This is a genomic window from Arthrobacter sp. APC 3897 (assembly GCF_030407495.1).
In the GTDB taxonomy this organism is placed as follows: Bacteria; Actinomycetota; Actinomycetes; order Actinomycetales; family Micrococcaceae; genus Arthrobacter_B.
Window position 1 is genome coordinate 70,069 of sequence record NZ_JASDDG010000018.1, and the last position, 13,232, is coordinate 83,300.

Here is a 13,232-nt window from a genome sequence, read left to right on the forward strand (position 1 = left end):
CCTGCCCACGCCCCCTCGCAGACCCCCTGCATTGTGAATTGATCTATCGAAAGGAACTGCCGTGCGAATCCACAAGAGTGTTGTCACGCCGCTGGGAATCCTCACCCTGGCCTCCGACGAGGGGGCCCTCAAAGCCGTTTTCGCCGGGGTGCCCGATCCCGCAGCCAATCACGGACTCGGGCGTATCGTGGAGGACGGATTCGAGGAAGTCGAACGCCAGCTCACCGAGTACTTCTCCGGTCACCGCTGCTGCTTCGACGTGGATCTAGCCATCACGGGCACCGACTTCCAGCGTCTCGTCTGGGCGGAAGTGTCAGCCATTCCCTATGGGCAAACCTGCAGCTATAAGGAATTGGCGGTCCGGCTGGGAGATGCTGCCAAAGCCCGAAGCGTCGGTGCCGCCCTATCCCGCAATCCGCTGAACATCGTCATCCCCACCCACCGGGTTGTGGGATCGCGCGGTTCCCTCACCGGCTATTCCTCCGGCATCGATTCAAAGAGGTTCCTTCTGGAGCACGAAAGCTCGGAAGCTACCGCGGCATTGCGCATCCAGTGCGCCGAGGCGGCAGGTTTGCCTGCGTGAGGGGTCGGTGAAACCGGAGTGGCTGCATCAGGTCTGCGGTACGGCGGCCGAACATCCCGGGCGGGCGTCCGGAGGGCAATGCCCTTGCACTGGTCACCACGCGGGAAGCGGACCTGTCCCTCACCGGTGTGCCTGCTTGAGGACGGGCACAGATGCGAGGACAGTGAAGGAGTGAATACAGAGGCGAGTGATGATTCCCGCGCTGAAACCCCTGCCTGGCCGGGTGAGTTCAGCCGGGCCCTGCGCCGGTTCAGCCGGTACCTGACCAGTGAACGCGGCCGCTCCGAGCACACTGTCCGGGCATATGAGGGTGACGTTTCCCAGCTGTTGAACTATGCGCTGGCCGGGGGAGTGCGGACTCTGGAAGGCCTCGACCTCGGCGTCCTGCGCGGTTGGCTGGGTGCGCTCAGTGCCGCCGGCCTGGCACGGTCAACCCTGGCGCGCCGGGCTGCCACGGCCCGCAGCTTTACCGGATGGGCCCTCCGCGAGGAACTCATCAGTGCGGACCCGGCGCTTCGGCTCCGTGCACCGAAGCGGGATAAGACACTGCCTGCGGTGCTGCGCGCCGGACAGGTCGGTGCCCTGTTTGACACACTCGCTGCAGACTGCGCCGAAGGAGACCCCGTCGCCGTTCGGAACCGCGCTCTGGTGGAGCTGCTTTATGCCACCGGGATCCGGGTGGGAGAGCTGACCGGAGTGGACATTGATGACCTGAACCCTGAGCGGCGCACATTGACAGTGATCGGCAAGGGAAACAAGGAACGGACCGTGCCGTACGGGCAGCCCGCGGCCGCTGCTCTGGATGACTGGCTCCGCCGCGGCAGGCCGGCACTGGCGACTGCTGACAGTGGTCCTGCCCTGTTCCTTGGCCAACGGGGCAGGCGGGTTGATCAGCGGCAGGTACGCTCGGTCGTCTCCGGACTTTTCGAAGCTCTGGGAGACACCGGAGCCACCGGACCGCACGCGTTGCGGCATTCAGCCGCAACTCATTTACTCGACGGCGGTGCGGATCTGAGGGCCGTGCAGGAAATCCTTGGCCATTCCTCACTGGCCACAACTCAGCTGTATACCCATGTGTCCGTGGACCGTTTGCGCGCGAGCTACCAGCAGGCTCATCCCAGGGCCTGATCGATAACCGAAGGCACCGAAAACAGGTGTACCGTTTATTGGCACAAACGGATAACTTGCGGCACAATAAGGCTAAGTTCGCATTGAACAAAGGCTCAGAGAAGCATGAAGTCTGAGAAAATCACGAAGTCTCGTCGAATCGAAAGGCATCAGCAGAGCTAATTAGGCGCAGTTCGTACTGGGTCAGATAAGCAACATGAGGATTTCACCCGGGTTGAAGGTCGTTGGGGAAGACGTACCTACAGCTATGGAGGATGGAATGTCTGTTGTGATGGCCCACGGCGTGTTATTCATACACTCCGCCCCGTCTGCGTTGTGCCCCCATATTGAGTGGGCCATCGGATCCGTCGTGGAAAAGCGAACGGATCTAAAATGGACCCCTCAGCCGGCTGCTTCCGGAATGCTTCGCACCGAATTTGAATGGACCGGCAAGCAGGGCACCGGCTCTCTGCTTGCCTCCGCACTCCGCGGCTGGGCGCACCTGCGCTATGAAGTCACCGAAGACCAGAGCCCCGGCGCGGACGGCAGCCGCTGGTGCCACACGCCGGAACTGGGCATCTTCCACGCCGCAACTGATGTCCACGGCAACATCATGGTTTCTGAAGATCGAATCCGGTACGCCTACGAGAACGGTGCCGGAGATCCTTCGGCGGTTTACCATGAGCTGTCCCTGGCTCTTGGCGAGGCATGGGATGACGAACTTGAACCGTTCCGGCATGCCGGCGACGGCGCCAATATCCGCTGGCTGCACCAGGTCGGATAATATTCCGGATCACGCCTGAGCTGCCTGCCGGCTCCATAATGATCCACGCCAATCACTGCCGCTAACGAAAAAGGCCGCGCCGGACCCTTACGGGAATCCGCCGCGGCCTTTGCCGTGGAGCGCAATGCTGCCGGGAAACCTAGTAGCTTCGCAGGGCGATAACCGCGTTATGCCCGCCGAAGCCAAACGAATTGCTGAGGACCACAATGTCGCCGCCGGGCAGGGTCCGGGCCGAGGTGACGACGTCGAGCGGGATTTCCGGATCCTGGTTCTCAAGGTTGATCGTGGCCGGGGCCTGGCGGTCAAACACTGCCATGGCGGTCATGACAGCCTCCACGGCCCCGGAGGCGCCCAGGAGGTGCCCCGTCTGTGACTTGGTGGCCGATACGGCGACATTGTCCACATGGGACCCCAGCGCGGCTTTCAGCGCCGTGTACTCGGGCTTGTCACCCACAGGGGTGGAGGTGGCGTGCGCATTGACGTGCACCACGTCCTCGGCCCGGGCACGCGCGTCGGAGAGTGCGGCTTTCAGGGCGCGGGTGGCACCCAGGCCTTCGGGGTCGGGAGCGGTGATGTGGTATGCGTCGGCGGTGACGGCGGTGCCGGCCAGTTCCGCATAGATCCGGGCGCCGCGGGCCAGAGCATGTTCCTCGGACTCCAGCACCAGTGCGCCTGCGCCCTCACCCATGACAAAGCCGTCACGGTCCTTGTCGTACGGGCGGGACGCGCGTTCCGGATCATCGTTGCGCTTGGACAGGGCCTGCATCGAAGCGAACGCGGCCATCGGCATCGGGTGGATGGCAGCTTCTGCGCCGCCGCAGACAACAACGTCGGCCTTGCCGGAGCGGATCAGCTCAAGTCCCTGATGCAGGGCCTCGGTGCCGGAGGCGCAGGCAGACACCGGGGTATGGGCGCCGGCGCGGGCACCCAGGTCCAGGCTGACGGCGGCGGCGGGACCGTTGGGCATCAGCATGGGAACGGTCATGGGCAGGACCCGGCGGGGGCCCTTTTCGCGGAGGGTGTCCCAGGCATCGAGCAGCGTCCACACACCGCCGATGCCCGTGGCAAAGGAGACCGCCAGGCGGTCGTGGTCTACGTCCTCAAGGCCGGAGTCAGCCCATGCTTCCCGGGCGGACACCACGGCAAACTGAGTGGACGGGTCCATGCGCTTGGCCTCAACGCGGGAGAGGACGTCAGTGGCCGGGGTGGAAACACGCGCGGCGAAGGTTACGGGAAGGCTGTACTGGGCTACCCAATCGTCCTCGAGGGTACGGGCGCCGGGGACACCTTTGAGGGCGTTCTTCCACATGGTGGGAACATCTCCGCCAATGGGCGTCGTGGCGCCCAGGCCGGTGATGACTACTTTGCGGGCCATGATTCACTCTCTCGAAAACGTTGGTGTAGCAACAGGTGCATGCGGTGACGCGGCGGCCGCCGCCGGGACAGGCAGCGGCCGCCGGCGGATTACGCCTGGGCTTTGGAAATGAAGTCCACGGCGTCGCCGACGGTCTTCAGGTTCTTGACCTCTTCGTCCGGGATGCGCACGCCGAACTTCTCTTCGGCGTTGACGACAATGGTCATCATCGAGATGGAGTCGATGTCCAGGTCATCGGTGAAGGACTTGTCCAGTTCGACGGACTCGGGGGCCAGACCGGTTTCCTCGTTGACGATCTCGGCGAGGCCGGCCAGGATTTCTTCGTTGCTAGCCATGGTGGCTCCTTTTTCTCGTGGTACCGGCATACACCGGCGTGGATTGGTCCAACCGCATAGCGGAGTGGTTTGTGGGGGGCGGACGGGTTACGGAAGAACGATAACCTGTGCGCCGAAGACCAGGCCTGCTCCGAAGCCGATCTGGAGGGACAGCTTGCCGCTGAGCTCAGGGTTTTCCTGCAGCAGCCGGTGTGTCGCCAGCGGGATTGAGGCCGCGGAGGTGTTGCCGGCGTCGGCGATGTCACGGGCAATGATCACGGACTCGGGAAGCTTCAGCTGCTTGGCCATTTCATCGATGATGCGCATGTTGGCCTGGTGCGGGACGAAAGCCCCGAGATCCTCGGCGGTAACGCCGGCGGCGTCGAGCGCGCGCTGGGCAACCTTGGCCATTTCCCAGACAGCCCAGCGGAACACGCTCTGGCCGTCCTGGCGCAGGGTTGGCCACAGCTTGGTGTCGCGCTCGGCCACATCGGCCACGCCAACGGTGCCGTCTGCCGCTTCGGCGGCGAGGGACAGTTCGCGGATGTCCAGCATGGAGTGCGTCATGCCGATGGTGCTGGACTTGCTCCCGTCCGAACCCCAGACAGACGGGCCGATGCCCGCGGAATCAGAGGGGCCGACGACGACGGCGCCTGCGCCGTCCCCGAGCAGGAAGGAGATGGTGCGCTCGGTGTTGTCGATGAAATCCGAGAGCTTCTCCACGCCGATGACCAGCACGTACTCTGCCGCGCCGGAACGCACCAAGGCGTCAGCCTGGGCCACGCCGTAGCAGTAGCCCGCGCAGGCGGCCGATACGTCATAGGCCGGTGCCGGAGCGGCGCCGAGCAGATGTGCGATTTCTGCTGCGGCGGACGGGGTGGCGAACGGGTGGGTCACAGTGGAAACGATGACTGCGCCCAGCTGCGAACCGTCGATGCCTGCGTCTGCCAGGGCGTCGCGGCCGGCGGCCTCCGCCATGTCAATGACGGAGGTTCCCTTGTCGGCACGGTGCCGGGTGATGATGCCGGTGCGCTGGCGGATCCACTCATCGGAGGAATCGATCCACTGGCAGACATCTTCGTTGCTCACGATGACGTCGGGGCGGAAAGCACCAATGCCGAGAACCCGGCTGAACTGGTGGACGGGGGACTGCTTCAGGGTGGGCGTGCTCACGCGTTACCTTCTCCGGTGGTGGTTGCTGCTGCTGCGGCGGCGGTGGCGGAATGCTCAGCGATGAACACCCGGGCGGCGTCGAGGTCTTCGGGGGACTTCAGGGCCAGAGTGGGCAGGCCCTTGAGTCCGCGGCGGGCCAGGCCGGTAAGGGTTCCTGCCGGAGGCAGCTCCAGCATGCCGGTCACGCCCATGGCCGCCATGGACTCCATGCACAGGTCCCAGCGGACCGGGCGGGAAACCTGGCTGATCAGGCTGTCCAGGTTGGCTTCGCCGGACACCACTGCTGCGCCGTCGTAGTTGGACAGCAGGGTGGGCCGGGGGGCGGCCGGGCGCAGCTGCGGGCGGAGGTTCTCCAGCACGCTGACGGCCGGAGCCATGTGGGAGGTGTGGAAAGCGCCGGCAACCTTCAGTGGAATGACCCGGGACTTCGCCGGAGGCGCTGCGGCGAAAGCGGCCAGCTGCTCCAGGGTTCCCGCTGCCACGGTTTGTCCGCCGCCGTTCGCATTGGCTGCGGTGAGGCCGGCCGCTGCCAGGGCTGCTGCAACTTCCTCAGGGTCTCCGCCCAGCACGGCACTCATCCCGGTGGGTGTTTCTGCGGCCGCGCGGGCCATGGCGTTGGCCCGTTCGCGGACGAAGATCAGGGCGTCGGGTTCGGTCAGCGCGCCGGCGAGGGCCGAAGCCGTGATCTCGCCGACGGAGTGGCCGGCGACGACGGTGGAGGCGGTGAGTGCCTGCGGTTCCACGAGGAGACGCGCTGCCATCAGTCCGGCGGCAACGATCAGAGGCTGGGCCACCGCGGTGTCCTTGATGGTTTCCTCATCGGAGACGGTGCCGTGGGCGATCAGATCCAGGCCGGCGATGGCGCTGAGTGATTCGAGGTGTTCCCGAACTCCGGGCAGTTCAAGCCACGGGGAAAGGAAACCTGGCGTTTGGGACCCCTGGCCGGGGCAGACAATTGCGAGCACGTATCAAGCTTTCCAAAGAGAGGGACAGTTCCCGGGTGTTTGCTTAGACCAAGCTCCCGGTGCGGCATTGTAGGAAGTCTACAAGGAGGCGGGGGTTCTGCAACCGGCTCAGGACCGGTTGGCGGACCGCTCCGGAACGGCTTTGCCGGGCGGGGCGAGGCGCCCCACCACCAGCGCCGTCTGCAGCACGAAGGCCTCGCGCGGCAGCATCGGGTCCCAGCCGGTGACGTCACAGACCCGCCGCAGGCGGTACCTGACCGTGTTGGCATGGACAAAGAGTTCGCGTGCCGTTGCCTCGAGGGAATGCCCCAGCGAGAGGTAGGCGGAGAGTGTTTCGGCCAGCCCGTTGGAGGCGCTGAGCAGCGGCCGGTAGATGCTCCGGACCAGCGCCTTGCGGGCACTGTCATCTCCGGACATGACCCGTTCCGGCCACAGGTCGTCAGCCGCCACCGGCCGCGGCGCCGCCGGCCAGGCGCGGGCGGCGGTGAGCCCGGCGAAAGCAGCCTGGGCTGACGGCCCGGCGTCCACCAGGGAGTCCGCGGGAGGACCGTAGACCACGGGTCCGGGTCCGAAGAGTTCCGCGAGCCGGCCGTAGGAGCCGGCACCCTCATCCATGCCGCCCAGCACCAGGATGAGCCGTTCCCCCTGGATTCCCACGAGGGCGTCTTCGCTGAGCCGCGCAGTGGCCCGGCGCAGCTCGTTGACGAAGGAGGCATTGGTATCCGACGGTGAACTGCCCACCATCACCGTGATCCGTGCGGTGGAGGTCCAGCCGACGGCGGCGATGCGCGAACGCAGCGCATCAGAGCTTTCGCCGCGCAGGATGGCATCCACCACGAGCGCTTCGAGGCGTGTATCCCACGCGCCGCGGGTCTCCGCAGCGCGGGCATAAACGTCTGCTGCTGCAAAAGCCACTTCCCGGGAATAGCGCAGGACGGCTTCCCGCAGCGGCCCCTGGTCGTCGTCGGCGGCCAGCTCAGGCACCAGGTCTTCCACTACCTGGACCACCACCCGGATCAGCTGCAGAGCTTTCTGCAGGCTGATGGACCGGGTGAGCTCGGTGGGAGCGGTGCCGAAGACGTCGCTGAGGACCCAGGCAGGAGAGGCCGGGCGCTCGTACCAGTTCACAAAGGAAGCGATGCCCTTCTGGGCCACCATGCCCAGGGCTGAACGTTCATCCGGGCGAAGCCCCCGGTACCAGGGCAGGGAAACGTCCAGCTGCTTCAGCGTGGCAGTGGATAGTTTTCCGATGTTGGCTTTGAGGCGTTCGACGGTGGAGGGGTCCGCCGGTTCGGCACGCGTCCCGTGTCGAGGCGCGGCTGTGCTGCGAGTCACTGGCATAATGCTGAGCTTACGGGGTTCACTGAACAAGCACCATTTTGTGCGAAGGCTACAACCCGGGGTATGGGTCAGGCCCGTGCCTCACCCCACCGAACCGAGCCTGCGGAACCGGGCGGTGCGCTGCTCAAGCCGTTCTGACGGCGGCGCCGTCCGCAGTGCCGCAAGCTCATATTCCACCGCCTGGCCCATCCTGCGGCAGAAAGCCGGGGCTTCGGCGGCGGCGTCAGGTTCCTCCGGAACGATGTGGTCGACTATTCCGTGAGCCGCCAGGGCAGAGACCGTCACACCCTGTTCCTGCGCCATTTGCGCCCCGTGTTCAGTATCACGGTAGACAATGGCGCTGGCCCCTTCCGGAGGCAGGGAAGAAAGCCATGCATGCTGCGCTGCCAGCGTACGGTCAGCGGGCAGCAGCGCCAGCGCACCGCCGCCGGCGCCCTGTCCCAACAGCACAGACACCGTGGGGCAGTTCAAACCGACCAGGTCATTCAGGCAGCGGGCAATTTCCCCGGCGAGCCCGCCCTCCTCGGCTTCCTTGGAAAGTGCGGCCCCGCTGGTGTCGATAACCGTCAACAGGGGAAGGTTCAGCTCTTCAGCCAGGCGCATGCCGCGGCGTGCTTCCCGCAGGGACGCCGGTCCCAGCGCCGGCTGCCGGGACCCGCGCTGGCGGTCCTGGCCCAGCACCACGCAGGAGGTCTGGCCAAAGCGGGCCAGGGCCAGCAGCAGTCCCGGATCCTTTTCACCCTGTCCGGTTCCATTCAGGGGCAGGACGTCTGCGGCGGCAAAGTGCAGCAGCTGGCGCACTCCGGGCCGCTGCGGGTTGCGGGAGATAGTGATGGATTCCCAGGCCGGCACCTCGGCAGGGGAAGCGTTGAGGGATGCCGGCTCCGGCAACGGATCAGCGGGCGCGGGCAGCAGCATCGACAGGGCGCGGTGAATGGTGGGTGCGAGTTCCTCGGGTGGAAGCACTGCGTCCACAAGGCCCCGTACCTGCAGGTTCTCCGCCGTCTGAACTCCTTCCGGAAACGGCTCTCCGTACAGGGATTCGTAGACCCGCGGGCCGAGGAACCCCAGGAGTGCACCGGGCTCGGCGACGGTGATGTGCCCCAGCGAACCCCAGGAGGCCATGACGCCGCCGGTGGTGGGATGGCGCAGGTACACAAGGTAGGGCAGGCCCGCTTCTTTGTGCCGGCGGACGGCAGCGGTGATTTTTACCATGGAGAGGAACGCCAGAGTGCCCTCCTGCATCCGGGTACCGCCGGACGCCGGACCTGCCAGCAGAGGCAGCCCTTCCCGGGTGGCCCGTTCCACGGCCTCCGTCAGGCGGTCCGCCGCGGCAACACCAATGGAGCCGCCGAGAAAACCAAATTCACACACCACCAAAGCAACCCGCCGTCCCTGCACCAGGCCTTCTCCGGTGAGTACGGATTCGTCTTCCCCTGTTTTCTCCCTGGCAGCGGCGAGATCTGCTTCATAGGCCTTGCTGTGCTCGGTGTAGGTTACCGGGGAGTCCCAGGAGACGTACGTGCCGGGGTCAACCACCAGATCGAGCAGAGCGCGGGCATTGAGGCGGCGGGGCCGTGCCTGGACGCTCATGCTCCCGGTCCCTGGACTTCGGCCTGTCCGGTGCTGCCGGCCAGCCAGTCCCGGATCCGGCTTCCGTGCTGGTCCAGCAGGGGCGGGGCCGCGTGGCTGCGGTTGGTGGTTTCGGTACCTTCCTGCGCATCAAAGAAACGCAGCGGCGGGCCGGGCAGGGCAACCTTGCCCAGGACGGGGTGTTCGACGTCGACCACCAGGCCCTGCGAATGCACCTGTTCCCATTCGTACACTTCGTCCAGGGTCCGCACCTTGCCGGCCGGGATACCCGCGGCGCGCAGTTTCTCCAGCAGCGGTTCGGCGTCATATTCGGCAAACGCTTCTTCGACGGCCTCGATGACCGCGGAGCGGTTCCGCACCCGCTGCGCATTGCCGGCAAATTCGGGACGGGAGGTGTCGATGCCGAACGTGGCCGCGAATGTTTCCCACAGCTTCTCGCTGCCAACGCTGATCTGGACCTTGCCGCCGCGGCAGGAGAAGAGGCCATAGGGGGCAATGGAGGGGTGATGGTTGCCCTGGGCCGCCGGGACTTCGCCGGCGACGGTGTGCCGGGTGCCCTGGAAAGCATGAACGCCAACGACGGCGGCAAGCAGTGATGTGCGCACTACCTGACCCTTGCCGGTGCGCTCACGTTCCAGCAGTGCTGCCAGCAGGCCGAAGGCTCCATACATTCCGGAGAGCAGATCTGCGATCGGCACGCCCACGCGCTGGGGGTCCTCCGGGCCTGAACCCGTCAGGGACATAAGGCCGGCTTCTCCCTGGACAATCTGGTCGTAGCCGCTCCGGGTGGCCTCGGGGCCGTCGTGCCCGAATCCGCTGATGGACAGGATAACCAGGCGGGGGTTGAGTTCGTGCAGCTGGGCGGGAGAGAAACCGAGCCGGTCCAGCACTCCGGGCCGGAAATTCTCCACGAGGACATCGGCCCGGCGGACCAGGTCCCGCAGTACGGCCACGCCGTCGTCGGACTTGAGATCCAGGCTGATTGATTCCTTGTTGCGGTTACAGGAGAGGAAGTAGGTGGCCTGCAGATCGTCTTCCGGGCCAACAAACGGCGGACCCCAGCTGCGGGTGTCATCACCGGTGCCCGGGGTTTCAACCTTGATGACGCGTGCACCGAGGTCCGCGAGCATCATGCCGGCGTGGGGGCCGGCCAGGGCGCGGCTGAGGTCAACTACGAGGTAGCCGTCCAGCGGACCGCGGGAAGTGGAGGTGGAGCTCATGGAAGTCTCTTTCTGTAGCGGGGGTGTGGAACCGGGCGGTGGGAGGCTTAAAGCCAGCCGGGAACCACCATGATCAGCCAGGCCACCAGCGGTCCGGCGACAACAACGATTCCGCTGTAACTGAGGATCTGCTTGTAGAAGCGGTCCTTGTCCATGTCCTCGGGGGCATTCGCGAGAACCAGCGCACCGTTTGTGGAGAACGGCGAAACGTCAACGATCGTGGATGAAACAGCCAGGGCGCAGATGAGTCCAACGGCTCCGATCTCACCGGAGGCGAGGAACGGAACGGCCAGCGGAATCAGTGCCGCGAGGATTGCGGTAGAGGAGGCGAAGGCTGAGACAACAGCACCGATGTAGCAGATGAGCAGTGCAGCCAGCAGGGGCATGCCAAGGCCGACGACGCCGTCGGACACATACTCAACGGTGCCCGCTTCCTGGAGCACGCCGACAAAGGTGAGCATGCCGCAGATCAGCAGAACCGTGGTCCAGCTGATTTTGTTGATGGCGCCCTTCTGGGCCTGCGGGGAGACCAGCGCCAGGATCACGGCGATGGTGATGGAGACAAAGCCAACATCCACCTTGAAGCCCAGGGCAATCACGGCCAGGGCGACCAAACCGAGAATCGTCACGATCTGCGGGAACAGTTCCGTACGGGACTTGGTTGCGGTCAGGCCGTCGCCTGCGGGGTCCCGGGGACCGTAGATGTCGGAGCCGAATCCCTTGAACGGGACGTCGGCACGGCCTGCGGTGCTGAGGTTCATCCGCGCCTGCGCAACTTCCTCCACGAAGCCGCCTACCTTGCCGCTGCGAAGCTTGCTGCCGCCCAGGACGAAGAACAGGATCAGGGCAATAAAGGTGTTGAAGAGCAGGCTGGCGAGGAACACGGACAGGGGGCTGGATTCCAGATCGGTTTCACCGATGATGCCGTTGACTGTGACTCCGTAGACGGCAATGGGTGAGAATCCGCCGGCCTGCGCGCCGTGGATCACCATCATGCCCATCATCAGGGGGTTGATCTTGTGTTTGGCCGCAAAGCCCAGGGCAATGGGGGCCACGATGGCGACGGCGGCGGGTGAGAGCGCGCCCACTGCGGTGATGATGGCGGTGATGGCAAACATGATCCACGGAATCAGCGCCACCCGGTTCCCGACAAGCTTCACTGCGCCGCGCACCAACAGGTCGATGGTCCCGTTGTTTTGGGCTATCGCGAAGAGGTACGTGACGCCCACGATGGTGAGGAAGAGCGCGCCCGGAAAATTGGCGAGAATGTCATCGGTGCTCATGTCGAGGAAGACAAAGCCCAGGAGGAAGGCGCCAACGAAGGCAAGTGCCCCCATATTCAGCGGCAGCACGGTTGCCAAAAGGAACATGGCCACCAATATCAGGATGGAAAGGAGTGGAGCGGACATCTGTGTTCCCTTGGTCGAAGGAGCCGGCACTGCCCCCGGGCTGCCGGCCTAACCTAAAGTGATGCAGACCACATCACTGGACTAGCCTCTTAGACACTGTGCCTCTTTGTCAATCCTCGCTATAGTTCGTTCCAGCCGTGTGGATGCCCGGTGGACGTAGAAAGAGGACGCCATGTCTGGCAGCAGCGGTGACGGCAACGGATTTGTTCGTGTTTCGAAGCCCCGTTTGTATGAGCGGCTGGTGGAACAGCTGCTGGGCTACATTGCGGCAGCCGGCCTGGGACCGGGGGACCTGCTGCCTGCAGAGCGGGATCTGGCGGAGCGTATGGGGGTTTCCCGGGCCACGCTGGCACAGTCCCTGGTTGCTCTTGAAGTTCTGGGAGTGATTGACGTGCAGCACGGGACCGGGGCAGTGCTCGTGTACCGGCCGAGCGTCGCATCAGTGCTGCGCGAGCTGCGGGAACACCGCAACCGGATGCCTGAGATCGTGGAAGCCCGCAGCACGTTGGAAGTGAAGCTTGCCGAACTGGCGGCGGAGCGCCGCACATCCGAGGATCTTGCGGCCATCGATGCGGCGCTGGACACCATGGCTGCGGAGATTGCTGAAGGGAGCCGGGGAACCGCCGGTGATGAGCAATTTCATCAAGCAGTGGCCGCTGCTGCCCATTCCTCCATTCTGGCGTCCATGATGACGTTCATTTCGGAGCTGGTCCGGGAAACCCGACTGGCGTCGCTCGGACAGCCGGGACGCCCGGAGCAGTCCCTGCAGTCCCACCGGGCCATTGCGGACGCCATTCAGTCGGCAGATCCCGCGGCGGCGGCGCGTGCCATGCAGGCACATATCGATCTGGTGTCCAAGACCGAAATCTGAGAACGTCCCGCATCTCTGAACGTCTCCGCTGTCCGGATGCGGCGTGGTTTCGGTCATTGAGCCGGTGCAGGTAACCAGTCTTCCGTAGTAGGTAGTCCTCCGAAAAAGACGGGTATTTTCGATGTCCCAGAAGGGTCTCTTTTGGGACGTCGAGAGCCGTTTTCGGGACGGAAGTGTCGGTGCCGGGTGAAAGCCTGAAGGCATGGATCAGGACGGATCTTTTCGACGCGAAGGCACAGGTGATTTAGCCGGTGCCGGGCCGCATGCTGGGGCCAGCCGGTCGGTCTTTGAAGGCATGCCTGATGTTGTCCCGGGGCGTGACGGGTTCACGGGTTCGCTGGCGGTTCGGGGTGTGGAGTTCCTAACCCAGGATGAGGCCGGGGTGGTGTTGTCGCGTTTGGATTCCCTGGCCCGGTGGGTTCAGGCCCAGCAGGCTAAAGTCCTGCACCGGATGGAAATCCTCTTCCGCGATGATCTGCTTCAGGAAGTGGGCCGGG

Annotated in this window: 13 protein-coding genes; 5 read left to right on the forward strand and 8 right to left on the reverse strand. The window is 65.0% G+C overall.

Annotated features, from left to right (window positions below; translation table 11 throughout):
- Positions 1-61: 61 nt before the first annotated feature.
- From QMA10_RS10305 to QMA10_RS10315, 3 genes are all read left to right on the forward strand, one after another.
- Entirely contained in the window at positions 62-583 is a 522-nt protein-coding gene (locus QMA10_RS10305; protein ID WP_290168067.1) for a methylated-DNA--[protein]-cysteine S-methyltransferase, read from the forward strand.
- 240 nt (positions 584-823) lie between these two features.
- Positions 824-1,711, forward strand: coding sequence for a tyrosine recombinase XerC (locus tag QMA10_RS10310; RefSeq protein ID WP_290168094.1), 888 nt, complete (start codon positions 824-826; stop codon positions 1,709-1,711).
- A gap of 259 nt (positions 1,712-1,970) precedes the next feature.
- On the forward strand, positions 1,971-2,474 hold the full coding sequence (locus QMA10_RS10315) for a DUF3145 domain-containing protein (RefSeq protein ID WP_290168068.1): 504 nt from the start codon (positions 1,971-1,973) through the stop codon (positions 2,472-2,474).
- 139 nt (positions 2,475-2,613) lie between these two features.
- Here QMA10_RS10315 and fabF read toward each other — a convergent pair whose 3' ends face one another.
- The 8 genes from fabF to QMA10_RS10355 form a co-directional block, all read right to left on the reverse strand.
- Positions 2,614-3,849, reverse strand: coding sequence for a beta-ketoacyl-ACP synthase II (gene fabF / locus QMA10_RS10320; RefSeq protein ID WP_290168069.1), 1,236 nt, complete (start codon positions 3,847-3,849; stop codon positions 2,614-2,616).
- An 89-nt stretch (positions 3,850-3,938) separates the two neighbouring features.
- On the reverse strand, positions 3,939-4,184 hold the full coding sequence (locus QMA10_RS10325) for an acyl carrier protein (RefSeq protein ID WP_104053860.1): 246 nt from the start codon (positions 4,182-4,184) through the stop codon (positions 3,939-3,941).
- An 87-nt stretch (positions 4,185-4,271) separates the two neighbouring features.
- A complete protein-coding gene (locus QMA10_RS10330; RefSeq protein ID WP_290168070.1) occupies positions 4,272-5,336 on the reverse strand; it encodes a beta-ketoacyl-ACP synthase III in 1,065 nt (354 codons plus the stop codon).
- A complete protein-coding gene (locus QMA10_RS10335) occupies positions 5,333-6,301 on the reverse strand; it encodes an ACP S-malonyltransferase (protein ID WP_290168072.1) in 969 nt (322 codons plus the stop codon). The genes QMA10_RS10330 and QMA10_RS10335 overlap by 4 nt, the downstream gene beginning before the upstream one ends.
- A gap of 108 nt (positions 6,302-6,409) precedes the next feature.
- Positions 6,410-7,636: a helix-turn-helix domain-containing protein gene (locus QMA10_RS10340; protein ID WP_290168073.1), complete on the reverse strand. Its 1,227-nt coding sequence runs from the start codon at positions 7,634-7,636 to the stop codon at positions 6,410-6,412.
- A gap of 87 nt (positions 7,637-7,723) precedes the next feature.
- On the reverse strand, positions 7,724-9,235 hold the full coding sequence (locus tag QMA10_RS10345) for a carboxyl transferase domain-containing protein (protein WP_290168075.1): 1,512 nt from the start codon (positions 9,233-9,235) through the stop codon (positions 7,724-7,726).
- A complete protein-coding gene (locus tag QMA10_RS10350) occupies positions 9,232-10,455 on the reverse strand; it encodes a CoA transferase (RefSeq protein ID WP_290168077.1) in 1,224 nt (407 codons plus the stop codon). Before QMA10_RS10350 ends, QMA10_RS10345 begins: the two co-directional genes overlap by 4 nt.
- Before the next feature lie 47 nt (positions 10,456-10,502).
- A complete protein-coding gene (locus QMA10_RS10355; RefSeq protein WP_290168079.1) occupies positions 10,503-11,864 on the reverse strand; it encodes an SLC13 family permease in 1,362 nt (453 codons plus the stop codon).
- A 172-nt stretch (positions 11,865-12,036) separates the two neighbouring features.
- Here QMA10_RS10355 and QMA10_RS10360 point away from each other — a divergent pair, with 172 nt between their 5' ends.
- Positions 12,037-12,735, forward strand: a complete 699-nt coding sequence (locus tag QMA10_RS10360) for an FCD domain-containing protein (protein ID WP_290168082.1) — start codon at positions 12,037-12,039, stop codon at positions 12,733-12,735.
- 295 nt (positions 12,736-13,030) lie between these two features.
- Positions 13,031-13,232, forward strand: a 202-nt coding sequence (locus tag QMA10_RS10365; protein WP_290168084.1) for a hypothetical protein, incomplete at its 3' end; no start/stop codon positions are given.

What these genes read in the sequence shown, in the direction of transcription:
- QMA10_RS10315 (WP_290168068.1), top strand. Translation starts at nt 1,971, where the DNA reads ATGTCTGTTGTGATGGCCCACGGCGTGTTATTCATACACTCCGCCCCG.
- QMA10_RS10355 (WP_290168079.1), bottom strand. Translation starts at nt 11,864, where the DNA reads ATGTCCGCTCCACTCCTTTCCATCCTGATATTGGTGGCCATGTTCCTT.
- QMA10_RS10345 (WP_290168075.1), bottom strand. Translation starts at nt 9,235, where the DNA reads ATGAGCGTCCAGGCACGGCCCCGCCGCCTCAATGCCCGCGCTCTGCTC.
- fabF (WP_290168069.1), bottom strand. Translation starts at nt 3,849, where the DNA reads ATGGCCCGCAAAGTAGTCATCACCGGCCTGGGCGCCACGACGCCCATT.
- QMA10_RS10360 (WP_290168082.1), top strand. Translation starts at nt 12,037, where the DNA reads ATGTCTGGCAGCAGCGGTGACGGCAACGGATTTGTTCGTGTTTCGAAG.
- QMA10_RS10325 (WP_104053860.1), bottom strand. Translation starts at nt 4,184, where the DNA reads ATGGCTAGCAACGAAGAAATCCTGGCCGGCCTCGCCGAGATCGTCAAC.
- QMA10_RS10350 (WP_290168077.1), bottom strand. Translation starts at nt 10,455, where the DNA reads ATGAGCTCCACCTCCACTTCCCGCGGTCCGCTGGACGGCTACCTCGTA.